The 23,608-nt window shown below is 61.4% G+C and carries 19 protein-coding genes; 6 read left to right on the top strand and 13 right to left on the bottom strand.

Translation table 11 applies throughout. The annotated features are described in order from the left end of the window. Nucleotides 1-5 precede the first annotated feature (5 nt). The 6 genes from ccoO (J3P76_RS16420) to ccoN (J3P76_RS16395) form a co-directional block, all read right to left on the bottom strand. A complete protein-coding gene (ccoO, locus tag J3P76_RS16420) occupies nt 6-614 on the bottom strand; it encodes a cytochrome-c oxidase, cbb3-type subunit II (RefSeq protein ID WP_039589059.1) in 609 nt (202 codons plus the stop codon). Continuing rightward, the gene (ccoN, locus tag J3P76_RS16415) at nt 614-2,056 is read right to left on the bottom strand and encodes a cytochrome-c oxidase, cbb3-type subunit I (protein ID WP_420764704.1); all 1,443 of its coding nucleotides are present in this window, start codon (nt 2,054-2,056) and stop codon (nt 614-616) included. Before ccoN (J3P76_RS16415) ends, ccoO (J3P76_RS16420) begins: the two co-directional genes overlap by 1 nt. A 481-nt stretch (nt 2,057-2,537) precedes the next feature. Then, nucleotides 2,538-3,491: a cytochrome-c oxidase, cbb3-type subunit III gene (gene ccoP / locus J3P76_RS16410; protein ID WP_434700986.1), complete on the bottom strand. Its 954-nt coding sequence runs from the start codon at nt 3,489-3,491 to the stop codon at nt 2,538-2,540. Beyond that, nucleotides 3,488-3,688, bottom strand: a complete 201-nt coding sequence (locus J3P76_RS16405) for a cbb3-type cytochrome oxidase subunit 3 (protein ID WP_420764702.1) — start codon at nt 3,686-3,688, stop codon at nt 3,488-3,490. Before J3P76_RS16405 ends, ccoP begins: the two co-directional genes overlap by 4 nt. Before the next feature lie 3 nt (nt 3,689-3,691). Continuing rightward, on the bottom strand, nt 3,692-4,300 hold the full coding sequence (gene ccoO, locus J3P76_RS16400; protein ID WP_181286923.1) for a cytochrome-c oxidase, cbb3-type subunit II: 609 nt from the start codon (nt 4,298-4,300) through the stop codon (nt 3,692-3,694). Between the two features lie 10 nt (nt 4,301-4,310). Next, nucleotides 4,311-5,735, bottom strand: a complete 1,425-nt coding sequence (gene ccoN / locus J3P76_RS16395; protein WP_434563260.1) for a cytochrome-c oxidase, cbb3-type subunit I — start codon at nt 5,733-5,735, stop codon at nt 4,311-4,313. A gap of 96 nt (nt 5,736-5,831) precedes the next feature. Between ccoN (J3P76_RS16395) and J3P76_RS16390 the strand changes: the two genes are divergently transcribed. Continuing rightward, nucleotides 5,832-6,524: an alpha/beta family hydrolase gene (locus J3P76_RS16390; protein WP_434610549.1), complete on the top strand. Its 693-nt coding sequence runs from the start codon at nt 5,832-5,834 to the stop codon at nt 6,522-6,524. A 168-nt stretch (nt 6,525-6,692) separates the two neighbouring features. Here J3P76_RS16390 and J3P76_RS16385 read toward each other — a convergent pair whose 3' ends face one another. From J3P76_RS16385 to acnA, 3 genes are all read right to left on the bottom strand, one after another. Then, entirely contained in the window at nt 6,693-8,258 is a 1,566-nt protein-coding gene (locus J3P76_RS16385; RefSeq protein WP_420764698.1) for a methyl-accepting chemotaxis protein, read from the bottom strand. A 76-nt stretch (nt 8,259-8,334) separates the two neighbouring features. Beyond that, nucleotides 8,335-9,123, bottom strand: a complete 789-nt coding sequence (locus tag J3P76_RS16380; RefSeq protein WP_420764697.1) for a CPBP family intramembrane glutamic endopeptidase — start codon at nt 9,121-9,123, stop codon at nt 8,335-8,337. A 115-nt stretch (nt 9,124-9,238) separates the two neighbouring features. After that, nucleotides 9,239-11,980, bottom strand: a complete 2,742-nt coding sequence (acnA, locus tag J3P76_RS16375) for an aconitate hydratase AcnA (protein WP_434563264.1) — start codon at nt 11,978-11,980, stop codon at nt 9,239-9,241. A gap of 172 nt (nt 11,981-12,152) precedes the next feature. On the opposite strand from acnA, the gene rlmM reads away from it, so the two are divergent. Together rlmM and tusA are read left to right on the top strand one after the other, a co-directional pair. Next, complete coding sequence (gene rlmM / locus J3P76_RS16370; RefSeq protein WP_434700985.1) at nt 12,153-13,226, top strand: 23S rRNA (cytidine(2498)-2'-O)-methyltransferase RlmM; 1,074 nt, start codon at nt 12,153-12,155, stop codon at nt 13,224-13,226. Nucleotides 13,227-13,409: 183 nt separating this feature from the next. Next, on the top strand, nt 13,410-13,661 hold the full coding sequence (tusA, locus tag J3P76_RS16365; RefSeq protein ID WP_420764694.1) for a sulfurtransferase TusA: 252 nt from the start codon (nt 13,410-13,412) through the stop codon (nt 13,659-13,661). On the opposite strand, the gene J3P76_RS16360 is transcribed toward tusA, so the two are convergent. Next, nucleotides 13,658-15,061, bottom strand: a complete 1,404-nt coding sequence (locus J3P76_RS16360; protein WP_434700984.1) for an MATE family efflux transporter — start codon at nt 15,059-15,061, stop codon at nt 13,658-13,660. The genes tusA and J3P76_RS16360 overlap by 4 nt on opposite strands. A gap of 293 nt (nt 15,062-15,354) precedes the next feature. On the opposite strand from J3P76_RS16360, the gene pdxB reads away from it, so the two are divergent. Further along, nucleotides 15,355-16,497, top strand: coding sequence for a 4-phosphoerythronate dehydrogenase PdxB (gene pdxB, locus J3P76_RS16355; RefSeq protein ID WP_434700983.1), 1,143 nt, complete (start codon nt 15,355-15,357; stop codon nt 16,495-16,497). A 62-nt stretch (nt 16,498-16,559) separates the two neighbouring features. Here the strand turns inward: pdxB and J3P76_RS16350 are convergent, their stop codons facing one another. Then, nucleotides 16,560-16,739 (bottom strand): PA1571 family protein, encoded by a 180-nt coding sequence (locus tag J3P76_RS16350; RefSeq protein WP_003199629.1) that lies wholly within the window; start codon nt 16,737-16,739, stop codon nt 16,560-16,562. 257 nt (nt 16,740-16,996) lie between these two features. Between J3P76_RS16350 and J3P76_RS16345 the strand changes: the two genes are divergently transcribed. After that, the gene (locus J3P76_RS16345) at nt 16,997-18,769 is read left to right on the top strand and encodes an ABC transporter transmembrane domain-containing protein (protein WP_434700982.1); all 1,773 of its coding nucleotides are present in this window, start codon (nt 16,997-16,999) and stop codon (nt 18,767-18,769) included. A 206-nt stretch (nt 18,770-18,975) separates the two neighbouring features. Here the strand turns inward: J3P76_RS16345 and J3P76_RS16340 are convergent, their stop codons facing one another. After that, nucleotides 18,976-20,904 carry a transglycosylase SLT domain-containing protein gene (locus J3P76_RS16340; RefSeq protein ID WP_434700981.1) on the bottom strand — a complete coding sequence of 643 codons (1,929 nt, stop codon included), beginning with the start codon at nt 20,902-20,904 and terminating at the stop codon, nt 18,976-18,978. Nucleotides 20,905-21,119: 215 nt separating this feature from the next. Between J3P76_RS16340 and J3P76_RS16335 the strand changes: the two genes are divergently transcribed. Further along, complete coding sequence (locus J3P76_RS16335; RefSeq protein WP_420764689.1) at nt 21,120-23,039, top strand: ATP-binding cassette domain-containing protein; 1,920 nt, start codon at nt 21,120-21,122, stop codon at nt 23,037-23,039. Between the two features lie 107 nt (nt 23,040-23,146). On the opposite strand, the gene J3P76_RS16330 is transcribed toward J3P76_RS16335, so the two are convergent. After that, nucleotides 23,147-23,587, bottom strand: a complete 441-nt coding sequence (locus J3P76_RS16330; protein ID WP_420764688.1) for a universal stress protein — start codon at nt 23,585-23,587, stop codon at nt 23,147-23,149. Nucleotides 23,588-23,608: the final 21 nt, after the last annotated feature.

Raw genomic sequence — 23,608 nt, 5'->3', positions numbered from 1 at the left:
CCAGATCACCGTTTGCTTTTGATGATGGTGCCCAGGCCTTGCAGATAGGCCACCAGCGCGTCCATTTCAGTCTTGCCCTTCACGGCATCCCTGGCGCCGGCGATGTCTTCGTCGGTGTAGGGAACGCCCAGGGAGCGCAGGACTTCCATTTTCTTGGCGGTGTCTTTGCCGTCGAGCTTGTTTTCTACGAGGAACGGGTAAGCCGGCATTTTCGACTCAGGCACGACGTTGCGCGGGTTGTACAAGTGCGCACGCTGCCAGTCGTCGGAGTAGCGGCCGCCCACGCGGGCCAGGTCCGGACCGGTACGCTTGGAACCCCACAGGAACGGGTGGTCCCAGACGCTTTCACCGGCGACCGAGTAGTGGCCGTAGCGTTCGGTCTCGGCGCGGAACGGACGGATCATCTGCGAATGGCAGCCGACACAACCGTTGGCGATGTAGACGTCGCGGCCTTCGAGTTCAAGGGCGGTGCGCGGCTTCATGCCTTCGACCGGCTTGTTGGTCACGTCCTGGAAGAACAGCGGAACGATCTGGGTCAGGCCGCCGATGCTGACGGCGATAACCATGAAGAAGGCCAGCAGGCCGATATTCTTCTCTACTGCTTCGTGCTTCATCAGTGAGCTCCAACAACGGCGATCTTGGCAGCGGCTTCAGCTTCAGCCGGGTCAGAGGCACGAACGGTGCGCAATACGTTGTAAGCCATCAGCAGCATGCCGCTGGCGAAGAACGCGCCGCCCAGGGCACGGACAATAAAGCCCGGGTGGCTGGCTTGCAGCGCTTCGACGAACGAGTAGGTCAGGGTGCCGTCATCGTTGATCGCACGCCACATCAGGCCTTGGGTAATGCCGTTGACCCACATCGAGGCGATGTACAGCACGGTGCCGATGGTCGCGAGCCAGAAGTGCGCGTTGATCAGGCCAGTGCTGTGCATCTGCGCGCGACCGAACAGTTTCGGGATCATGTGGTAGATGGCGCCGATGGAAATCATCGCTACCCAGCCGAGGGCGCCGGCGTGTACGTGGCCGATGGTCCAGTCGGTGTAGTGGCTCAAGGAGTTGACGGTCTTGATGGCCATCATCGGGCCTTCGAAGGTCGACATGCCGTAGAACGCCAAAGACACCACCAGGAACCGCAGGATCGGGTCGGTGCGCAGCTTATGCCAGGCGCCCGAGAGGGTCATCATGCCGTTGATCATGCCGCCCCAGCTTGGCGCCAGCAGGATGATCGACATCGCCATGCCCAGGGACTGCGCCCAGTCCGGCAGCGCGGTGTAGTGCAGGTGGTGAGGGCCGGCCCAGATGTACAGGGTGATCAGCGCCCAGAAGTGCACGATGGACAGACGATAGGAGTAGATCGGACGCTCGGCCTGTTTCGGCACGAAGTAGTACATCATCCCCAGAAAGCCGGTGGTCAGGAAGAAGCCCACGGCGTTGTGGCCGTACCACCATTGGATCATCGCGTCGGTGGCGCCCGAATAGGCCGAGTAAGACTTGAAGAAGCTGACCGGCAGGGACGCGTGGTTGACGATGTGCAACATGGCGGTCACGACGATGAACGCGCCGTAGAACCAGTTGCCGACATAGATGTGCTTGGTCTTGCGCTTGACGATGGTGCCGAAGAACACCAAACCGTAGGTCACCCAGACGATGGCCAGCAGGATAGCCAGGGGCCATTCCAGTTCCGCGTATTCCTTGGTGGTGGTGAAACCCATTGGCAAGGTCACGATCGCGCCAACGATCACCGCTTGCCAACCCCAGAAGGTGAAGGCGGCGAGGCTGTCGGAAATCAGTCGCGTTTGGCAGGTTCGCTGCACGACGTAATAAGAAGTGGCAAACAACGCACAACCACCGAAGGCGAAGATCACCAGGTTGGTGTGCAGCGGGCGCAGGCGTCCAAATGTCGTCCATGGCAGATCGAAGTTCAACTCCGGCCAGACCAGTTGCGAGGCGATGAAGACACCGAGCCCCATGCCAAGGATCCCCCAGACCACCGTCATGATGGCGAACTGGCGGACTACCTTATAGTTATAAGCAGTCGGACTGATTGCTGTGCTCATTCTAAGGTTCCACGGTTTGGGTGTTTTATTAGGATAAAAATCGGTCGCAAGTATGGAGAAAGCGGGGGGTCATTGCAACGCGCCATGACCGGGGTCAATGCTTTCCAAAGCTGATTCTGCGGCCTTTCCATGTTCGGTGTAGGGACAAAATTGGCCCTCGGCAAAATGTCGCGACAAAGGAAGGAGGCGAGGGGGTCAGGTCGGTTGTAACGGGGTGTGTTCAAACACGGCGTTCGGGGGGTGACAGGCAACTGTCGCAACAGCCGGTATTCACCTGCCTTTGCGGCCTTTTTGTCGAACGATTGTCGAACGCATCGGGTCGGATCGACCTGAAACCGGCAGTCGCCAGCACACGCAAAGGCAAGCTTAGACCTGATTCCATGGAACCGAAAGAAAGACTAAGGCAGGGTGCGACAATGAGTCGCGCAGGGGCACGGAACGGCCGCATCCAGATGAACGCGGCTGTTCGTGTGGTCAGGATTTATTCGCTTTTGTGTTCCGCTTGCAGGCGCTCGGTGCCGGCACCCTGGGACAGGCTGTAGACGTAAGCCGCGAGCAGTTGCACCTTATCATTGCCAAGCAGTTCATTCTGCGCAGGCATATGGCCTTGGCGACCATGGCGAATGGTCTGCTGCAATTGGGCCAGGCTGGTGCCGTAGATGAAGCCGGCCGGTTGCGTCAGGTTCGGCGCGCCCATGGCTTCGGTGCCCTGGCCGTTGGCGCCGTGGCAGGCGACGCAGGTGGTGCTGAACGCTTGCTGGCCGGCTTGCAGGTCGGCACCGCTGTCCGCCGGTAGCGGCAGGCCTGCCAGATCGTGTCGCACATACGCGGCGACGTTCCTGACCCCGGCATCTCCGAACACGTCGCCCCAGGCGGGCATCGCTGCCATGCGGCCGCCCATGATGGTCGCCTTGATGGTTTCGGCATTGCCGCCCCAGCGCCAGTTACTGTCGGCAAGGTTCGGGAAGCCGAAGGCGCCCTTGGCGTCCGAGCCATGGCAGACCGAGCAGTTGGAAGCGAACAAGCGGCTGCCCATTTTCAAGGCTTGCGGATCCTTGGCGACTTCTTCCACCGGCATCGCGGAGAACCTGGCGAAGATTGGCCCGAACCTGGCGTCAGCCTTGGCCATTTCCTTTTCCCATTCATGGGCGCCGGTCCAGCCGTTGTCGTAGCCGGGCAGGATGCCTTTCCAGTTGCCCAGGCCCGGATAGAGAATCAGGTAGCCAACGGAAAACACCAAGGTGCCGGCGAACAACAGGAACCACCATTGCGGCAGCGGGTTGTCGTATTCCTCGATACCGTCGAAGCTGTGGCCCATGGTCTGGTCGACGCTGCCCTTGGTCTCGCCCTTGCGGGTGCCGATCAGCAGCCAGGTCAGGCCGATGAGGCTGCCGAGGGTCAGTACGCAGATCCACGTACTCCAGAAAGTGGTCATGACCGGGTACTCCTTGGTTCAGGGTCTTGGGGGATGAGGTCGGCGGGCGGCTCATCGGCAAACGGCAGCAGGCGTGCCTGGGCGAATTCCGGGCCGCGCTTGCTGCTGAACACCCACAGGACCAGGCCGATGAAAGCGATGAACACCACGACGGTGCCCAGACCGCGGATCATTCCGGTACTCATTTCAAGCACCATGGCTCACCTCTTGCTCTTGATGGCAGTGCCAAGCACTTGCAGGTAGGCCACCAGCGCATCCATTTCGGTCTTGCCCTTGAGCGTGGCCGTCGCGCCTGCGATGTCATCGTCGGTGTACGGCACGCCGAGGGTGCGCATGGCGCGCAGCTTGCCTTCGGTGTGGCTGCTGTCGACGGCTTGGGTGACGAGCCACGGGTAGGCCGGCATTTTCGATTCGGGCACGACGTTGCGCGGGTTGTACAAGTGCGCGCGATGCCAATCATCGGAGTAACGCGCGCCGACCCGGGCCAGGTCCGGGCCAGTGCGCTTGGAGCCCCAAAGGAACGGGTGATCCCAGACGCTTTCGCCGGCCACCGAGTAGTGGCCGTAGCGCTCGGTCTCGGCGCGAAACGGACGAATCATCTGCGAGTGGCAGCCGACGCAGCCTTCGCGGATGTAAATGTCGCGGCCTTCCAACTGCAGGGCGGTGTAGGGTTTCATGCCGTCCACCGGTTTATTGGTCACGTCCTGGAAGAACAGCGGCACGATCTGGGTCAAGCCCCCGATACTCACGGCCAGGACCATCAGCAGCATCAGCAGGCCGACGTTTTTTTCGATTGTTTCGTGTTTCATCGCGGACTCCTCAAGCCATCTGCGCGGCAACGGTGGCTTCGGCAGGCTGAGAGGCCCGCACGGTGCGCCAGGTGTTGTAGGCCATCAGCAACATGCCGCTGAGGAAGATCGCCCCGCCTACCAGCCGCACGATGAAGCCTGGGTGGCTGGCCACCAGGGTTTCGACGAAGGAGTAGGTGAGCGTGCCGTCTTCGTTCACCGCACGCCACATCAGGCCCTGGGCAATGCCGTTGACCCACATCGAGGCGATGTACAAAACGGTGCCGATGGTTGCGAGCCAGAAGTGCGCGTTGATCAGGCCGATACTGTGCATCTGCGTGCGGCCGAAGACTTTGGGGATCATGTGGTACAGCGCGCCGATGGAAATCATCGCCACCCAGCCCAGTGCGCCGGCGTGTACGTGGCCGATGGTCCAGTCGGTGTAGTGGGAGAGGGCGTTGACGGTCTTGATCGCCATCATCGGCCCTTCGAAGGTCGACATACCGTAGAACGCCAGGGACACCACCAGAAAGCGCAGGATCGGGTCGCTGCGCAATTTATGCCAGGCGCCCGAGAGGGTCATCATGCCGTTGATCATGCCGCCCCAGCTTGGCGCCAGCAGGATCAGCGACATCACCATCCCCAGCGATTGCGCCCAATCCGGCAGCGCGGTGTAGTGCAGGTGGTGCGGGCCGGCCCAGATATACAGCGTAATCAGCGCCCAGAAGTGGACAATGGACAGACGATACGAATACACCGGGCGCTCGGCCTGTTTCGGCACGAAGTAATACATCATCCCCAGGAAGCCTGCGGTGAGGAAAAAGCCTACGGCGTTGTGGCCGTACCACCATTGCACCATCGCATCGGTGGCCCCGGCATACACCGAGTAGGATTTGGTCAGGCTCACCGGCAATTCCAGGTTGTTGACGATGTGCAGGATCGCCACGGTCAGGATGAACCCGCCGAAGAACCAGTTACCGACGTAGATGTGCTTGGTCCTACGCTTGGCCACGGTGCCGAAGAACACGATGGCGTAGGCGACCCAGACGATGGTGATCAGAATGTCGATCGGCCATTCCAATTCGGCGTATTCCTTGGAACTGGTGTAGCCCAGCGGCAGGCTGATGGCCGCCAGCAGGATCACAAGCTGCCAGCCCCAAAAGCAGAATGCGGCGATTTTCGGCGCGAACAACGTTGTCTGGCAGGTGCGCTGCACTGAATAAAACGAACTCGCAAACAACGCGCAACCGCCGAAGGCAAAGATCACCGCATTGGTGTGCAACGGGCGCAGGCGGCCGAAGCTGGTCCAAGGCAAATCGAAGTTGAGCTGCGGCCAGACCAACTGGGCCGCGAGAAAAACCCCGAGTCCCATGCCGACGATGCCCCACACCACCGTCATAATGGCGAATTGGCGGACCACCTTGTAGTTGTAGGCGGTACTGATAGAAGTGTTCATGGTTCCCCATCCACGGTTCAGTCGAAGTGAGTGCCTGCGCAAGGCAGTGCGGCGTTCTTCGCCTGGAGTTATAGGCAGACTAAAAGCGAGGCAAGCATGGACAAACAGCACAAGGCCAGTATTGACGGGGATCAATGGGCGCGATGCGTGGCGGAACATGGTTGGCTGTGGACGGCCGCCAAGCCAGGTGCTGGCGCCGAGTCGCCGACCCTGATCCTGGCCCATGGCGCCGGCGCACCGATGGACAGCGGTTTCATGGCGCAAATGGCCACCCGCCTAGGTGCACAGGGCGTCAATGTGTTGCGCTTCGAGTTTCCCTACATGGCCCAGCGGCGCGTGGACGGCGGCAAGCGTCCACCGAACCCTGCGCCAAAGCTGCTGGAATGCTGGCGAGAGGTGTACGCCACCGTGCGGCCTTATGTCGCTGGGCGGCTGGCCATTGGCGGCAAGTCCATGGGCGGGCGCATGGCTAGTTTGGTGGCTGATGAGCTGGGCGCCGATGCGCTGGTGTGCCTGGGCTATCCCTTCTACGCGGTAGGCAAACCGGAGAAACCGCGGGTCGAGCACTTGGCAACGTTGAAGACCCGAACCTTGATCGTCCAGGGTGAGCGGGATGCGTTGGGCAATCGGGAGGCGGTGCAGGGCTACACGTTGTCACCGGGCATCGAGGTCATGTGGCTGGTGGCGGCGGATCATGATCTGAAGCCGTTGAAGGCGTCGGGGTTTAGTCATGAGCAGCATTTGGAGGCGGCGGCGCAGGCGGTGGCCGGGTTTGTGTCTCAAGACTGATGCTGCCAGTCATGGCCTCATCGCGAGCAAGCTCGCTCCCACATTGGAATGCATTTGAATGAACGCCCCACACCCCCTGTGGGAGCGAGCTTGCTCGCGATAGCGGCCTGCCAGGCGACAAAAACCCGGAAGCTTTCGCTGCCCGGGCCTTTGGTTCGCCAATTGAACTCAGCGGTTAAACCGCTCCACCAACGAATACTGCGTGTTGGCCGTGCGGGTCAGTTCTTCGCTCAGCAGCGCCGAGCTGTGGGCCTGCCCGGAGGTCTGGTCAGCCAGTTCCGAGATGTTACTGATGTTGCGGCTGATTTCCTCGGCCACCGAACTTTGTTCCTCGGTCGCGGCGGCGATCTGAGTGGTCATGTCGGTGATGTGTGCCACCGCTTCGCTGATCCCCGCCAGTGCCTGGTCGGCTTCCATGACCCGCGCAACGCCTTCTTCAGCCTGGCGATGACCGGCGTCCATGGTCTGCACGGCGTTGGTGGCGGTCTGTTGCAGTTTGGCGATCAATGCATGGATCTGCCCAGTGGACTCGCTGGTGCGTTGGGCCAATTGCCGCACTTCATCGGCGACGACGGCAAACCCGCGTCCCATCTCGCCGGCGCGGGCCGCTTCGATGGCGGCGTTGAGGGCCAGCAGGTTGGTCTGGTCGGCGATGCCCTTGATCACGTCAACCACGCCACCGATTTCATCGCTGTCCTTGGCCAACTGGGTCACGGTCTGCCCGGTCTCGCCCACGACGACCGACAGTCGCTCGATGGCCTCGCGGGTTTCGCCTGCAATGTCGCGACCGCGTCCCGTCAGGCGATTGGCCTCTTGGGTGGCATCGGCGGTGCGCTGCACGTGGCTGGCGACTTCCTGGGTGGTCGCGGCCATCTGGTTGATGGCGGTGGCCACTTGTTCGGTTTCCACCCGCTGGCGCTCCAGGCCGCTGGAGCTGTCGTGGGCCAACGCGCTGGATTGGCGCGCCTGGCCGTTCAGGTGCTCGGCAGTGTCCTGCAGGCGGGTCAGGCAGGTTTTGAGGCGGGCTTCCTGGCTCAGGATCGACATCTCCAGGCGTGCCTGGACGCCGCGGCTATCGGTGAACATCCGTGCGATCAACGGGTCCGAGGTGGTTTGTTCGGCCAGGCGCAGCAGGCGCTTGATACCGCGTTGCTGCCACTGCAGGCCCAGCAGTCCCAACGGCACCGACAGCAGGCCGGCGAGGGCAAACCCCCAAGAAGAGGTGAAAAAAGCGCCGACAACGAAACTCAACTGGCTGACCAGGATGAACGGCAGCCAGTCCTGCAGCATCGGCAGCCATTTATCGCTGCCCGGCACTGCGGATTTGCCTTGGTTGAGGCGCTTATAAAGGGCTTCGGCTCGGGTAATCTGCTCAGCGGTGGGTTTGACCCGTACCGATTCATAGCCTACGACCTGATTGCCTTCGAACACGGGCGTGACGTAGGCGTTGACCCAGTAGTGATCGCCGTTCTGGCAGCGATTCTTGACGATGCCCATCCATGGCAAGCCTTGTTTCAACGTGTTCCACATGTGGGTGAACACGGCTGACGGAACGTCGGGATGGCGCACCAGGTTGTGCGGCGAATGGATCAATTGTTCCTTTGTAAAACCACTGATGTCGATGAAAGCATCGTTGCAGTAGGTAATCACACCCTTGGCGTTGGTGGTGGAAATAAGTCGTTGCTGGGCCGGGAAGGTCCTTTCGCGTTGTGTAATAGGCTGGTTGTTACGCATGGTGTGGTAGTCCGCAAGGCTTTGAAAGGTTGTCGGCACCGTCAGCTTTTTGTTGAAATAATTCTTCCCGGCGGTGTCACGCCAGCATCGGGTAGGTAAACAGGGTGAAGTGAAGCAGGTTGAGGCCAAAATGCGTGGCTATCGCTGCACCCAGGCCACCCAATCGATAGGCCAGGCCGTAACCGATCCCGGCCAGCCCCGACAGCAGCACCCATTCCCAACCGGCGCCGGCATGCACCAGGCCGAACACCAGCGAGGCCAGCAGTAACGCGAGGTTGTCGCCATGGCGCAAGTGTTGAAAGCGCCGGCTCAGGCCTCCCTGGATATAGCCACGAAACAACGCTTCCTCCACCAACGTCACCAGAAGAAGATTATTCAGGACCCACAGCCAGGCCGAGTCTGGCCATTTAGGCGCCCAGTTGATCATGCCCAGCAGCATGGCCCCGCCCAGGGCCAGGATCGTACTGATGCACATGCCCAGGGCCGTGGCATAGACAGACAAGCGAAACGGGCGCCGCCCGATGATCCATGGGCAGAACAGCAGCAACCAGAAGCCGATCAGTGGCTTGTCCTGGTTCAGGTACATGGCGAATCGCACGGCATCATCGGTAAAACGTTGTGCCGCGATGGCCCTGCCGTTGAAGAAGCCTGGCATCCAGTGCAGGGCCAGCGCGACCGCGAGCACCGCGAACAGGCAATGCCCGAGGAACTGCCCGACCGGCGTCTGCCGCTGGCGAACGGCATACCCGGCGAACAGCAGCAGCGCGACCGAAATAGCCGCTGTCCAGGCCAGGTGGCCATAGACCAGGGCGAAGCCATAGCCGATCGAGAGAAGGGCCAGGTAGGGCCAGGGTAGGGCGGGCATGTCGAATCCTTGGGGCTGGAAAACGGGCGAAGCTCGCAGAGCCGGCGGGGATTATAGGCAGGCCCATACAAAAACACCGCCTATCTGAGGCGGTGTTTTCGTAGGACGCTTCTTTTTATCCTGCAATCAATTGCCGTAGGACAAAGTGCAGGATGCCACCGGCCTTGAAATATTCCACTTCATTCAAGGTGTCGATCCGGCACAACACTTCAATCCGTTCCTGGCTACCGTCTTCGCGGGTAATGACCACGGGCAGGTTCATGCGTGGCGTCAGCTCGGTGTCGCTCAAACCGAGGATGTCCAAAGTTTCCCTGCCGGTGAGGTTCAGGCTCTTGCGATTCTGATCGAGCTTGAATTGCAACGGCAGCACGCCCATGCCCACCAGGTTGGAGCGGTGGATACGCTCGAAGCTTTCGGCGATAACGGCCTTGACTCCCAGCAGGTTCGTACCCTTGGCCGCCCAGTCTCGACTTGACCCCGTGCCGTATTCCTGACCCGCGATCACCACCAATGGCGTGCCGGTGGCCTGGTACAACATCGCGGCATCGTAGATAGACATGCGTTCGCCGTTGGGGATATAGATCGTATTGCCGCCTTCCTCGCCGCCGAGCATTTCGTTGCGGATGCGGATGTTGGCGAAGGTGCCTCGCATCATGACCTGGTGATTGCCCCGTCGCGAACCGTAGGAGTTGAAGTCCCGTGGCTCGACGCCCTGTTCGCGCAGGTAGCGACCGGCCGGGCTGTCCGCCTTGATGTTGCCGGCGGGGGAGATGTGGTCCGTGGTCACCGAGTCTCCCAGCAGAGCGAGGACCCGCGCACCCTCCACGTTTTTGACCACGGGTGGAGGCCCGCCAATATCGTCGAAGAACGGTGGATGCTGGATGTACGTGGAGTCCGATTGCCAGACGTAGGTCGCGGCTTGTGGAACCTCGATCGCTTGCCATTGCTCGTCGCCGGCAAACACGGCGGCATATTCCTTGTGGAACATGCTTGTGTCCACTTGAGCCACCGCGTCGGCCACTTCCTTGCTGCTCGGCCAGATGTCCCGCAGGTACACCGGATTGCCTTCGCGGTCGTTGCCCAGCGGTTCGCTGCTGATGTCGATGCGCACGGTGCCGGCCAGGGCATAGGCGACCACCAGTGGCGGTGAGGCCAGCCAGTTGGTTTTCACCAAAGGATGCACCCGTCCCTCGAAGTTGCGGTTACCCGACAGCACGGACGCCACGGACAGGTCGGCTTTCTGGATGGCTTTTTCAATCGGATCGGGCAGCGGGCCTGAATTGCCGATACACGTCGTGCAACCATAGCCCACCAGGTCGAAACCGAGTTTGTCGAGGTATTCGGTCAGGCCGGCGGCCTTGTAGTAGTCGGTCACCACCTTCGAGCCCGGTGCCAGTGAACTCTTCACCCAAGGCTTGCGGGCCAGGCCTTTTTCCACGGCTTTTTTCGCAAGCAATCCGGCGGCCATCATCACGCTGGGGTTGGAGGTGTTGGTACAGGACGTAATCGCCGCGATGACCACGGCGCCGTTCTTCAGGCGGTGGGTCTGGCCTTCGAATTCATATTCCGCTTCGCCCACCTGGTCGGCGTTGCCCACCGCGACACCGCCGCCGCCTTCGCTTTCGAGGCGACCTTCTTCTTTGCTGGTGGGCTTTATCTGAAGGCCCAGGAAGTCGCTGAAGGCCTGGCCGACATTCGGCAGCGACACCCGGTCCTGGGGACGCTTGGGGCCGGCGAGGCTGGCTTCGACACTGCCCATGTCCAGTTCCAGCGTGTCAGTGAAAACCGGTTCCTGCCCTGGCAACCGCCACAGTCCCTGGGCCTTGCAGTAGGCTTCCACCAGTTTCACGGTTTCCGTCGGACGGCCGGACAGGCGCAGGTAGTCCAACGTCACATCGTCCACGGGGAAGAAGCCGCAGGTGGCGCCGTACTCCGGGGCCATGTTGGCGATGGTGGCGCGATCGGCCAATGGCAGGTCGGCTAGACCGTCGCCATAGAACTCGACGAATTTGCCCACCACGCCTTTCTTGCGCAGCATCTGCGTGACAGTCAGCACCAGGTCGGTGGCGGTGATGCCTTCGCGCAGTTTGCCGACGAGTTTGAAGCCGATGACTTCCGGAATCAGCATCGATACCGGTTGGCCGAGCATCGCCGCTTCCGCTTCGATACCGCCGACGCCCCAGCCGAGCACGCCCAGGCCATTGATCATGGTGGTGTGGGAGTCGGTGCCGACCAGGGTGTCGGGGAAGGCGTAGAGACGACCGTCTTCCTCTTTGGTCCATACGGTACGGCCCAGGTATTCGAGGTTGACCTGGTGGCAGATGCCGGTGCCCGGTGGCACCACGCTGAAATTGTCGAACGCGCTCTGGCCCCAACGCAGGAAGGCGTAGCGTTCGCCGTTGCGCTGCATCTCGATGTCGACGTTCTGCTCGAAGGCCTGTTGGCTGGCGAACTTGTCCACCATCACCGAGTGGTCGATGACCAGGTCGACCGGTGACAGCGGATTGATCCTCTGCGGATCGCCGCCGGCCTTTTCCACCGCTGCGCGCATGGCCGCCAGGTCGACCACGGCGGGGACGCCGGTGAAGTCCTGCATCAGCACCCGGGCCGGGCGGTATTGAATCTCGCGGTCGGAACGGCGCTCTTTGAGCCAGCCGGCCAGCGCCTTGAGGTCGGTGCCGGTGACGGTTTTGTCATCTTCCCAGCGCAACAGGTTTTCCAGCAGAACCTTGAGGGACATCGGCAACTTGTCCAGGTCGCCCAGGCTTCGCGCTGCGTCCGGCAGGCTGAAATAATGGTAGGTCCTGGCGTCGACTTGCAATGTTTTAAGGGTTTTCAGGCTATCGATGGACGGCATTGAAATCACTCCTTTGAGTCCGCACGGCTACGGACTGACGGAACGGACAGAGCCTTTAACCTAGCCCTGTTTTGAACGTATGACTAATCACTGGACTGTATAGCAAGGTTCGCGGTTCCGAACTCCGCTATCATGCGCCGGTTTTCGTGACAGGCTTTGCTACGGAGTTTCAATGAACACGCTTTTCATGCACTGCCGGCCGGGCTTCGAAGGCGAGGTCTGTTCCGAGATCGCCGAACACGCGGCCCGGCTCAACGTCGCCGGGTACGCCAAGGCCAAGCCGGCCAGCGCCTGCGCCGAATTTGTCTGTACCGAAGAGGACGGCGCCGAGCGGTTGATGCGCGGGCAACGTTTCGCCGATCTGATTTTTCCTCGGCAGTGGGCGCGTGGCACGTTCATCGAATTGCCTGAGACCGACCGAATCAGCGTCATTCTGTCCCACATGACGGCCTTCCCAACGTGTGGCAGCCTGTGGCTGGAGGTAGTTGACACGAACGACGGCAAGGAACTGTCGAACTTCTGCAAGAAGTTCGAAGGCCCGCTGCGCAAGGCCTTGGGCGGGGCAGGGAAACTGGTGGACGACCCGCGCAAGCCGCGCCTGCTGTTGACCTTCAAGAGCGGTCGTGAAGTCTTCCTTGGCCTGGCTGAGGCGGATAACTCAGCGATGTGGCCGATGGGTATCCCGCGCCTGAAGTTCCCCCGGGACGCGCCGAGCCGCTCCACACTCAAGCTCGAGGAGGCCTGGCACCATTTCATTCCTCGGGACCAGTGGGACGAACGCCTGCACAGCGACATGACCGGTGTGGACCTCGGTGCGGCGCCGGGTGGCTGGACGTGGCAATTGGTCAACCGTGGCATGCTGGTGACGGCCATCGACAATGGCCCAATGGCCGAAAGCCTGATGGACACCGGCCTGGTGCGGCACTTGATGGCAGACGGATTCACGTTCAAGCCCAGGCAGCCGGTGGACTGGATGGTCTGCGACATCGTCGAGAAACCGGCGCGCAACGCGGCGATGCTGGAAGAGTGGATCGGCGAGGGCCATTGCCGCGAGGCCGTGGTCAACCTCAAGTTGCCGATGAAACAGCGTTACGCCGAGGTGAAACGCCTGCTCGAACGCATCGCCGAGGGTTTCAAGGCCCGGGGCATTCAGGTCGAGATCGGCTGCAAGCAGCTGTACCACGACCGAGAGGAGGTGACGTGTCATCTGCGGCGGTTGGACACCAAAAAAACGAAGGCCCGTTAGTCCTCGAAAGCCAATGAAGCCCTTGTGGGAGCGAGCTCGCGATAGCGGTGGGTCAGTTTGCATCGATATTGGATGTGCTGGCGCCATCGCGAGCAAGCTCGCTCCCACAGGGTGCAGTGTTGAACCAGGGGTGACCGAACGCCGACATTGCGCGACAATGCCCGCCAGTTTCAGGAGTAGATCATGAGTGAAATGAACGATGCGCCAATCGACGGCACGCTGGATGCCACTGGTCTGAATTGCCCGGAACCGGTAATGATGTTGCACCAGCATATCCGCGACCTGGCCCCAGGTGGCCTGCTCAAAGTCATCGCCACCGACCCCTCGACTCGCCGCGACATCCCTAAGTTCTGCGTGTTTCTGGACCACGAGCTGGTGGCCCAGCAAGAGGACGCCGGCACCTACCTCTACTGGATCCGCAAGAAACTCGCCTAACCCGTCGCACGGCTGATGCGGATCTGCCCTCGCGCGCTGCGTGCCAGGCGAATCGACAGCATCAGCGCCGCGCAGCTCAACCCCACGATCAAGCCTTGCCATAATCCGCTTGGGCCACTGGCGGTGCCGAGCCTGTCGGTCAGGCCCAGGGCGTAACCCACCGGCAAGCCGATGCCCCAGTAAGCGAAGAGCGTCAGGATCATCGTCACCCGGGTGTCCTGGTAGCCGCGCAATGCGCCGGCCGCCGTGACCTGGATCGCATCGGAAAACTGGAACAGCGCCGCGTAGACGATCAGCATCGATGCGACCTCGATCACCCGCGGATCGGCTGTGTAGATCGCTGCGATGGGGCCGCGCAGCGCGAACATCACGCTCGCTGACAGGCACGCGTACGCCAGGGCCGTGCCCATGCCGACGCCCGCAGCGAAGCGCGCCTCTCGAGGCTGGCCACGCCCCAGCGCCTGGCCTACCCGTACCGTCACGGCCATGCCCAGGGAGTAGGGGATCATGAACACCAGCGAGCTGAAGTTCAGCGCGATCTGGTGCCCGGCCACCACCGTGGCGCCGAGGCTGCCGATCAGCAGGGCGATCACCGCAAAGATGCTCGACTCGGCAAACACCGCGATGCCAATCGGCAGGCCGATGCCCAGCAGGCGCTTGATCATCGACCATTGCGGCCAGTCGAAACGGGCGAACAGACGGCTCGATTGATAGATTGGGGCCCGATACGTCCAGATCGCCATGCCCGCTGCCATGAACCACATCACGATGGCGGTTGCCCAGCCGCAGCCAACCCCGCCCATGGCTGGGACGCCCAGGTGCCCGTAGATGAAGATGTAATTGAGCGGAATGTTCAGCGCCAGTCCGCACAGCCCCAGCACCATGGCCGGTCGCGTGCGCCCCAGGCCGTCGCTGAAACAGCGCAGCACGTAATAGAGCGCCACTGCCGGGAGCCCGGTGCCTATACCCCGCAGGTATTCCATGCAAGGGCCGATCAATTCGGGATCGACCTGCATCACATGCAGGATCGGCTCGGCGCTGAACAGTGCCAATGTCGCGGCCAGCCCCACCGCGAGGGCCAACCACAATGCCTGGCGCACCAAGGGGCCAATCTGTTCGAACGTGCCGGCCCCGAAACGCTGGGCAACTTTTGGCGTAGTGGCCAGCAGCGTGCCGGTCATCAACAGGAATACCGGCACCCAGATCGAATTACCCAGCGCCACCGCGGCGAGGTCCCGCGGGCCGACCCGTCCGGCCATCACCGCATCGACAAAACCCATGGCAGTGGTCGCCAATTGCGCCACCATGATCGGCAAGGCGAGGGCGAGCAGCGTCTTGAGCTCCAGGCGAACCCGGGCGGGGCGAGAGAGGACGCAAGGAGTGTCGATTGCAGGATTCACGAGGCAAGCATCCGAAAAAGATAAACGCAAGGCGGCGGATTCTACGCCTTGACGCAGTGGTCAGGAAAAAACCTGTGTTGTGGATTTGTAATCGCTCGCTTAGTCGTACGAATGCTGTTGGGGCGAGGGCGCTTGCTCCCGCTCGACTGCGCAGCAGTCGCCTGCCTTTTGGGCCCGCTTCGCAGGCCAGCGGGAGCAAGCTTCCTCGCCACAAACGGGTTCACTGAAGTAATGGGCTGGCCCATCGAGGCGAGGAACGCCTACACTGCCCGTCCCGCCAAAGGAGCTCTGCCATGCTGATCGTCGCCGACGAAAACATTCCCCTGCTCGATGCATTTTTCCAAGGTTTCGGTGAGATCCGCCGGGTGCCGGGGCGGGGCATTGACCGGGCATTGGTAGAGCAGGCCGATGTGCTGTTGGTACGGTCGGTCAGCCAGGTCAATCGAGCCCTGCTGGAAGGCAGCAAGGTGCGCTTCGTCGGCACTTGCACCATTGGCACTGATCACCTGGACCTGGATTATTTTGCCGAGGCCGGCATCCGCTGGGCCAGCGCGCCTGGCTGCAATGCCCGTGGCGTGGTGGATTACGTACTGGGCAGCCTTATGGCCCTGGCTGAGATCGAAGGCGCGGATCTTGCGCAGCGCACGTTTGGCGTGGTCGGCGCGGGGCAGGTAGGTGGGCGGTTGGTCGAGGTGCTCAAGGGCCTGGGCTGGGCTGTGAAAGTCTGCGACCCGCCTCGCCACGCTGCCGAAGGCGGCGACTACGTGAGCCTGGAGCAGATCATCGAGGAATGCGACGTCATCAGCCTGCACACGCCATTGGCTCGCACGGGTGAGCACGTGACTTGGCACCTTTTTGATGAGCATCGCTTGAACAGCCTGAAGCCTGGCACCTGGCTGATCAACGCCGCGCGCGGCCCGGTCATCGATAACTCGGCGTTGCGCGAGGTGCTGTTGGAGCGCGAAGACCTCCAGGCGGTGCTTGATGTCTGGGAGCAGGAGCCGACGGTGGACGTGGACCTGGCCGACCTCTGCGTGATCGCCACCCCGCACATTGCCGGCTACAGCCTTGACGGTCGCCAGCGCGGCACGGCGCAGATCTACCAGGCCCTGTGCGACTTTCTTGGGCGGCCCGCCGAAGTCGATCTGGCCGACTTGTTACCCCGGCCCTGGCTCGGGGGCATCACGCTGGATGCCGATACCGACCCGGCCTGGGCGCTGGCGGTGTTGTGCCGGAGCGTGTACGACCCGCGCCGCGACGATGCGGATTTTCGCCGCAGCTTGATCGGTACGGTGGGTGAGCAGCGCAGTGCGTTTGATGCGTTGCGCAAGCATTACCCGCCACGCCGGGAGATCGACAGCTTGAAGGTGCGTATCGAAGGGCAGTCGACGGCCTTGCAGCAGATCGTGACGGCCTTGGGAGCTACTATCGTTTAAGCCCGGTGAACAGGCATAAAAAACCCGACATCAAGGTCGGGTTCAATTGAAGACGGGCTGTATCACTTTTGTTCGGCAGGTTTGACCAGTCGTTTCTCCAGCTCGCTGCAGGCTTTCTGGATCATGTCTTCGGTGATCGGTACTTCGCGCCCTTGGGCATCGATGAACGAGCAGCCCAGGGACTGGTCCGGTTGCGTGCGGATTACTTGAATCTTGTCGTCGCTGCTGTGTTGCAAGGACATGGCCTGTCTCCTCATCAGGTTGCGTGCCTATCGTAATGTCGTCAGGTGACCGAGCCATGACACTCCTTGAAGGTCCATGACGACAGCTCCACTCAACCAGAAACACACTCGCGTTTCCAGCCAGACGTTAGACCGATAACATCTAGGCATTAGTCTCGGCGGTCATATTTAACCTGACTCATTTCGATTCCACTTGGTTCCGCTGCGTTTCGGTACTGATGGCCAATCTTTTCCTGTTCCATTATCGGACACTCTCGATGCTTTCCTCACGACATCGCCGCGCAATACGCCTGGCCAGCGGCTTCATCGCCCCTTACCGCAAACAGGTCGCCGGTGCTTTGCTGGCCCTGATTGTCACGGCCGGTATCACGTTGTCCATGGGCCAAGGGATCCGCCTGCTGGTGGACCAAGGCTTCATGACCCGTTCGCCGCATCTGCTCAATCAGTCCATTGGCCTGTTCATGGTGCTGGTGGTGGGCCTGGCTATCGGTACGTTTGCACGCTTTTATCTCGTGTCATGGATCGGTGAGCGGGTGGTGGCCGATATCCGGCGGCAGGTCTTCAATCACCTGGTGTATCTGCACCCGGGCTTCTACGAGAACAATCGCAGTTCGGAAATCCAGTCACGCCTGACCGCCGATACGACTCTGCTGCAATCGGTGATTGGTTCGTCGCTGTCGTTGTTCCTGCGCAACGCCTTGATGGTGATTGGTGGCATTGTGCTGCTGTTTTTCACCAACCCCAAGTTGACCAGTATCGTGGTCATTGCCCTGCCATTGGTCCTGGCGCCGATCCTGGTGTTCGGGCGACGGGTGCGCAGCTTGTCGCGCCAGAGCCAGGACCGCATCGCCGACGTCGGCAGCTACGTCTCCGAAACCCTCGGCCAGATCAAGACCGTGCAGGCCTACAACCACCAGGTCCAAGATGAACAACGTTTTTCCGTGACGGTGGAGCAAGCCTTCGACACCGCCCGCAAGCGCATCGCCCAGCGGGCCTGGTTGATCACCCTGGTGATCGTGCTGGTGCTGGGTGCGGTAGGGGTGATGCTCTGGGTCGGCGGCATGGATGTGATCGCCGGGCGGATTTCCGGCGGCGAACTCGCGGCGTTCGTGTTCTACAGCCTGATCGTTGGCAGCGCCTTTGGCACCCTCAGCGAAGTGATCGGCGAGCTGCAACGGGCAGCGGGCGCCGCGGAACGCATTGCCGAGTTGCTGCGTTCGCAGAACATTATCCAGCCACCGGTCACAGGGCTGGTGACGTTGCCGGAGCGGGTGCGGGGTGACCTGCGCCTTGAAGGCGTGCGTTTTTCCTACCCCTCCCGACCGGACAGCTATGCGGTCGATGGCCTCGACCTGAGCATCAAGGCCGGCGAAACCCTGGCCCTCGTCGGGCCATCCGGCGCGGGCAAGTCAACGGTGTATGACCTGCTGCTGCGCTTCTACGATCCGGTGCAAGGGCGGATCCTGATCGACGACGTGCCGTTGACCTCGGTCGACCCTTTGGACCTGCGTCGTCATTTCGCCCTGGTTTCTCAAAACCCGGCACTGTTTTTCGGCACGGTCGAAGAAAATCTTCGCTACGGCAATCCCCAAGCAACATTCGAGCAGGTACGCGAGGCTGCGCAGATTGCCCACGCCCATGATTTCATAGAAAAAATGCCTGACGGCTACCAGACCCACCTGGGCGATGGCGGCCTTGGGCTGTCCGGCGGCCAGCGCCAACGCCTGGCGATCGCCCGGGCCCTGCTGGTGGACGCGCCAATCCTGCTACTGGACGAAGCCACCAGCGCCCTCGACGCGCAAAGTGAACACCTGATCCAGCAAGCCTTGCCCAGCCTGATGAAGAACCGTACCACCCTGGTCATCGCCCATCGCCTGGCCACGGTGAAAAACGCCGACCGGATTGCGGTGATGGACCAAGGCAAGGTGGTTGCGGTGGGTAGCCATCAGGAACTGGTTGCAAGCAATGCGCTGTTTGCGCGGTTGGCAGCGTTGCAGTTCAACGTTGGCTTGGACTCGGCAGCCGACTGAGCGCAGCGTCCACACGAATCCCCTGTGGGAGCGAGCTTGCTCGCGATAGCGGTGGGTCAGCTTGCATCCATGTTGAAGGTGCCGACGCCATCGCGAGCAAGCTCGCTCCCACAAGGTCCAGCAACAGACCAAGTAGCCGACCAAAAATGCCCGCATCTTTCGATGCGGGCATTTTTTTCTTCTCAGGAACAGCGTCTCGCTAATACTCACTGATCATCAAAATACCGCTCATGCCAGTCCACCAGCGGTTGCGGCAAGTTGAGCTTCTGGCCGTAGATGACCGAGTACGACAACACGTTCTGCACGTATTGGCGGGTTTCGTCGAAGGGGATGCTTTCGACCCAGACGTCGAAGCTCAGGTGGTCTGCACCGCGCAACCATTGGCGCACGCGACCGGGGCCGGCGTTGTAGGCGGCGGAGGCGAGGACGCGGTTGCCGTTGAACTGGCTGTGGACCTGGCTCAGGTACGCCGCGCCCAGCTGGATATTCTTGTCCGGGTTGAAGACTTGCTGCGGTGATGCCAGGGGAATATTGAATTTGCGCGCGGTTTCCTTGGCCGTGGCCGGCATCAATTGCATGAGGCCGCTGGCGCCGACACCGGAGCGGGCGTCGTCCATGAACGCACTTTCCTGCCGGGTGATGGCGAACGCCCAGCTAGGGTGCAAACCGCGGATCTTGGCTTCTCGCACCAGCGTGTCGCGGTAGGCCATCGGGAAGCGGATATCCAAGTCATCCCAGTATTTGGCCTGGCTGATGGTGCGGATGGCTGGGAAATACCACTTGAGGTCGTAGGCCAGTTTCGCCTGGGCGACCATTTCGTCCCGGCTGAAATGGCGGCTGACGTGATACCACTCGCGGCGTCCGTCCACGATTTGACCACGCGCGTGGAATTCCAGCGCCCGGCGTATGCCCGGTGTATTGCGGACTTTGTTGATCAGCGCCTGGCTCATGGGCAGCGGCTTGTTCACCAGCGAATACGGTGACTGGGACCGGTCGGCGGCCAGGAAACCGTAGAAATCACGCTCGCGAGCCAGGTGCTTGTAGAGCGTCAGCGCTTCGGGGTTCTGTGGCTGCGCCAGTTCCAGGCTACGGGCCTGCCAGTAGCGCCAGCGATTGGTGCTCGCCAGCGATTCGGGCAGGCGGCGGGTCAGTTGGTAGGCGTCGTCCCAGCGGGCGAGGCGCAGGAGCAGGCGCAAGCGCCACTCCGATACGGTGTCGTCCCGAAGCTCCGGGTCATATTTGGTCATGACATCCAGGGCGCGGCTATCGAAGCGCTTGGCCAGGGTCAGGCCGATTTCCCGGGCGATGGCGACCTTCTCGTCCCGAGAGAAACGCATGGTGCTGGCATAGCCCTCCAGCAATGACATGGCTTTTTCCGGGTCCTGGCGGGCCAGGCGGCGCAGCCCAAGACTGACGACATCGGACATGGGCTCATCGGCGGGCATGAAGCGCGAAGGCTGGTTGAGCAGTTCGGGCTTTTGCGCGACGTCAACCAACAGCTTGCCTCGGGGGGCAAGGGTGGTCAGGCCGCTGACCAGGCTATTGGCCAGCGGATAGTTGCGTGCCTGGGCCGCCAGTTTCGCGCGCTCCCAGCGTTTCTGCTCGGTCAACTGGCCTTGCGCGGCCCACATGCCGAACAGCGCGTCGCAAGCCGTCGGCTGGGATTTACCGGTAAGCCATAGTTTCTCGGCGTTGGCATAACCTTCGGCCTTAAGGCCATGGCTCAGTTGATATTGAGCGTTGAGGCAATCCAGCTCGGTGAAGTTGAGCTTGGGATCGTAATACTTGACGAAGGTTGCCCAGTCGCCACGTTCGGCCAACCAGCGCAACCAGCGCAACTTCATCCAGTTGGCCTGGGGCAGGTCGCCATGTTCGGCGAGGAATTTTTCGATTTCGGCGTTGCTCGCGCTCTTGAGTCGCGCAGTCAGTTCGTCATAGGCCAGGTACGGTTCCAGCGGATAATCGCGCAGGGCCTGGCTGTAGCGAAAGTAGGGAGCGGAATCGCCTTTGGCCAGAGCGCGCTTGGCCTCGTCGTAGTACTGGCGCTGGGTGGAAATATCCACCGCATGGGCGGTTTGAACGGCAGTGGCACATACAAACAAACAAGATAAAACACTGAAAAGGCGACTGCGCATGATACGTCCGGGCAAAGATAAACATGACAAGCCCAGGGAGAAACCCAGGGTAACTTGCCTGTAGCTTAGCCTTTTGCCAGCAACCGGCGAAAGCTTTGCGGGACTGTTGGCACAACTTCGCAACATTTGTAGTACAGAGTGCTTCGACGACGAAATTGACGGACTTTTGAGGTCTCTTCTCAGGTAGAATGCGCGCCCGGTTTTTGGAGAAGCTCATGACCCTGCTCAAATTCAGCGATGTGTCCCTTGCTTTCGGCGCGATGCCGTTGTTGGACAAGGTGTCCTGGCAGATCGCCCGTGGAGAGCGGGTGTGCATCATCGGCCGCAACGGCACTGGCAAGTCCAGCATGATGAAGCTGGTCAAGGGGGATCAGAAGCCCGATGACGGCTCCGTCTGGCGTGCGCCCGGGCTGAAAATCGGCGAGCTGCCCCAAGAGCTGCCGGTAGCCGACGAGCGGACCGTGTTCGACGTGGTTGCCGAAGGCCTGGACGGTGTCGGCGCGCTGCTGGCCGAATATCACCACCTGAGCCAGAACATCGTCACCGATGCCGACCTGGACAAGCTGATGCATGTGCAGCACGACCTCGAGGCCCGTGATGGCTGGCGCCTGCAGCAATTGGTCGACAGCACCTTGAGCCGCCTGCAACTCCCGGCTGACAAGACCTTGGCCGAGCTGTCCGGCGGCTGGCGTCGTCGGGTCCTGCTGGCCCAGGCCCTCGTGTCCGAGCCAGACCTTTTGCTGCTCGACGAACCGACCAACCACCTGGACATCGGTGCCATCGCCTGGCTTGAAGAAGCGCTGAAGGATTTCCAAGGGGCGGTTCTGTTCATCACGCACGACCGTTCCTTCCTGCAGAACCTGGCGACCCGCATCCTCGAACTGGATCGTGGCGGCCTGATCGATTGGAACGGCGACTACGCCAGTTTCCTGGTGCACAAGGAAGCGGTGCTGGCGGCGGAAGAAACCGCCAACGCCTTGTTCGACAAGCGCCTGGCCCAGGAAGAAGTGTGGATCCGCCAGGGCATCAAGGCCCGGCGGACTCGTAACGAAGGCCGTGTGCGCGCCCTCAAGGCATTGCGCGTGGAGCGTAGCGAACGTCGCGAGCGCACCGGCAAGGCCAATATCCAGCTTGAGACGGCCGACAAGTCGGGCAAGCAGGTCATGGTGCTGGAAGATGTCAGTTTCGCCCATCCGGGCGGCCCGTTCCTGATCAAGGATTTCTCCATGGTCCTGCAGCGCGGTGACCGGATCGGCCTGCTTGGCGCCAACGGTACCGGCAAGACGACCCTGCTCAAGCTGATGCTTGGCGGCCTGGTGCCGACCAGCGGCAAAGTGGAGGAGGGGACAAAGATCGACGTCGCCTATTTCGACCAGTTGCGCCATCAGTTGGACTTGGAAAAAACCGTGATCGACAACGTCGCCGAAGGCCGCGACTTCATCGAAATCGATGGCCAGAGCCGCCACGTATTGAGTTACCTCGGCGACTTCCTGTTCAGCCCACAGCGCGCCCGTACGCCGGTGAAAGCGCTGTCTGGTGGTGAGCGGGCACGGCTGCTGCTGGCCAAGTTGTTCAGTAAGCCGGCGAACCTGCTGGTGCTCGACGAACCAACCAACGACTTGGACGTGGAAACCCTCGAGCTGCTGGAAGAAGTGTTGTTGACGTTCAACGGCACTGTGCTGATGGTCAGCCACGATCGGGCCTTCCTCGATAACGTGGTCACTAGCACGTTGGTGTTCGAAGGCGAGGGGCTGGTTCGCGAATATGTCGGTGGTTATCAGGATTGGCTACGCCAAGGCGGCTCGCCGCGCCTGCTGGGTGTGACAGAGAGCAAATCAGGCAAGGCCGACTTGAACTCCGCGGTCGTCAAGGCCGAGCCGGCGCCGGTTGCCGCCGCTGCCGCACCGGCTCCGACCAAGAAAAAGCTCAGCTACAAGCTGCAGCGTGAACTGGAAGCCTTGCCAGGTGATATCGACGCGAAGGAGCAGCAGATCGCCGCGGTGGAGGCCGAGATGGCTGATGCCGGCTTCTACCAGCGTCCCGCGGCCGAAACCGCCAAGGTAATCGCGCATCTGGAACAGTTGCAGGCTGAGCTGGATGCGCTGGTCGAGCGTTGGGCTGAGCTGGACGCTTGATCCGCTGTTGAGAAGATTCCCGGCATTCAGCAATGAACGCCGGGATTTTTTTATTTGAAACGCAATCCCTTGTGGGAGCCAGCTTGCTCGCTCCCGAAGGTCCAGGGTCAGGTGCGCTTGACCAGGTGCACCGCCAGCACATCGCAAGGCGCGCCATGCAGCACGTCGTTGGCGGTAGAGCCCAGCAGCAACGCCAGGCCATGGCGGCCATGGCTGCCGACCACGATCAGGTCGCAGCCTTGCTCCTTGGCCAGGTGATGGATCTCCTGGCGCGGCTGGCCATAGGTCAGGTGGCTATTTTCCTTTTTCAAGGCAGGGTATTTCACGATCAATCGGTCAAGGCGTTCCTTGGCCTGGTCGAACTGCTGCTGTTGCAACTGGGAAAGATCCATCGGAACGTCACCGCCGAAGGCCATCGCCATCGGCTCGACGATATGCACCAGCGACAGTTTGTTGTCCCGCCCTTCGCAAAGGGCGAGGGCTCGCTTGACGACGGGATCGCATTCTTCAGTGAGGTCGACGGCGACCAGGATGTGTTCGTAGTACATGAAAAGCACTCCAGAGAATGG

This window comes from Pseudomonas sp. D1-36, from assembly GCF_051132205.1.
In the GTDB taxonomy this organism is placed as follows: domain Bacteria; phylum Pseudomonadota; class Gammaproteobacteria; order Pseudomonadales; family Pseudomonadaceae; genus Aquipseudomonas.
This window is presented reverse-complemented; position numbering and strand designations above follow the sequence as displayed.

What these genes read in the sequence shown, in the direction of transcription:
- ccoO (WP_039589059.1), bottom strand. Translation starts at nt 614, where the DNA reads ATGAAGCACGAAGCAGTAGAGAAGAATATCGGCCTGCTGGCCTTCTTC.
- ccoN (WP_420764704.1), bottom strand. Translation starts at nt 2,056, where the DNA reads ATGAGCACAGCAATCAGTCCGACTGCTTATAACTATAAGGTAGTCCGC.
- ccoP (WP_434700986.1), bottom strand. Translation starts at nt 3,491, where the DNA reads ATGACCACTTTCTGGAGTACGTGGATCTGCGTACTGACCCTCGGCAGC.
- J3P76_RS16405 (WP_420764702.1), bottom strand. Translation starts at nt 3,688, where the DNA reads ATGGTGCTTGAAATGAGTACCGGAATGATCCGCGGTCTGGGCACCGTC.
- ccoO (WP_181286923.1), bottom strand. Translation starts at nt 4,300, where the DNA reads ATGAAACACGAAACAATCGAAAAAAACGTCGGCCTGCTGATGCTGCTG.
- ccoN (WP_434563260.1), bottom strand. Translation starts at nt 5,735, where the DNA reads ATGAACACTTCTATCAGTACCGCCTACAACTACAAGGTGGTCCGCCAA.
- J3P76_RS16390 (WP_434610549.1), top strand. Translation starts at nt 5,832, where the DNA reads ATGGACAAACAGCACAAGGCCAGTATTGACGGGGATCAATGGGCGCGA.
- J3P76_RS16385 (WP_420764698.1), bottom strand. Translation starts at nt 8,258, where the DNA reads ATGCGTAACAACCAGCCTATTACACAACGCGAAAGGACCTTCCCGGCC.
- J3P76_RS16380 (WP_420764697.1), bottom strand. Translation starts at nt 9,123, where the DNA reads ATGCCCGCCCTACCCTGGCCCTACCTGGCCCTTCTCTCGATCGGCTAT.
- acnA (WP_434563264.1), bottom strand. Translation starts at nt 11,980, where the DNA reads ATGCCGTCCATCGATAGCCTGAAAACCCTTAAAACATTGCAAGTCGAC.
- rlmM (WP_434700985.1), top strand. Translation starts at nt 12,153, where the DNA reads ATGAACACGCTTTTCATGCACTGCCGGCCGGGCTTCGAAGGCGAGGTC.
- tusA (WP_420764694.1), top strand. Translation starts at nt 13,410, where the DNA reads ATGAGTGAAATGAACGATGCGCCAATCGACGGCACGCTGGATGCCACT.
- pdxB (WP_434700983.1), top strand. Translation starts at nt 15,355, where the DNA reads ATGCTGATCGTCGCCGACGAAAACATTCCCCTGCTCGATGCATTTTTC.
- J3P76_RS16350 (WP_003199629.1), bottom strand. Translation starts at nt 16,739, where the DNA reads ATGTCCTTGCAACACAGCAGCGACGACAAGATTCAAGTAATCCGCACG.
- J3P76_RS16345 (WP_434700982.1), top strand. Translation starts at nt 16,997, where the DNA reads ATGCTTTCCTCACGACATCGCCGCGCAATACGCCTGGCCAGCGGCTTC.
- J3P76_RS16340 (WP_434700981.1), bottom strand. Translation starts at nt 20,904, where the DNA reads ATGCGCAGTCGCCTTTTCAGTGTTTTATCTTGTTTGTTTGTATGTGCC.
- J3P76_RS16335 (WP_420764689.1), top strand. Translation starts at nt 21,120, where the DNA reads ATGACCCTGCTCAAATTCAGCGATGTGTCCCTTGCTTTCGGCGCGATG.
- J3P76_RS16330 (WP_420764688.1), bottom strand. Translation starts at nt 23,587, where the DNA reads ATGTACTACGAACACATCCTGGTCGCCGTCGACCTCACTGAAGAATGC.